Origin of the sequence: Bacteroides caecigallinarum, assembly GCF_021530995.1 — a bacterium.
GTDB classification, from domain to species: domain Bacteria; phylum Bacteroidota; class Bacteroidia; order Bacteroidales; family Bacteroidaceae; genus Phocaeicola; species Phocaeicola faecigallinarum.
Genome location: NZ_JADYTF010000354.1, coordinates 1 through 255 on the forward strand (window position 1 = coordinate 1; position 255 = coordinate 255).

1 rRNA gene is annotated in these 255 nt (G+C 52.2%); it reads left to right on the forward strand.

Annotated elements, in window-relative coordinates:
* A 23S ribosomal RNA gene (locus tag I6E24_RS17005) occupies positions 1–255 on the forward strand; the annotation flags it as partial.

The following is a 255-nucleotide window of genomic DNA, read 5'->3' on the forward strand; positions in this document are numbered from 1 at the left end:
TGAATCGGGCACGCCAGTGTTCGTGGAGCCGCTGTTGAAATACGACCCTTCGTTTGTTTGAGTTCTAACTCATGGATTGAGGACATTGCTTGGTGGGTAGTTTGACTGGGGTGGTCGCCTCCAAAAGTGTAACGGAGGCTTCTAAAGGTACCCTCAGGCCGATCGGTAACCGGCCCAAGAGTGTAATGGCAGAAGGGTGCTTGACTGGGAGACTGACAAGTCGATCAGGTAGGAAACTAGAGCATAGTGATCCGG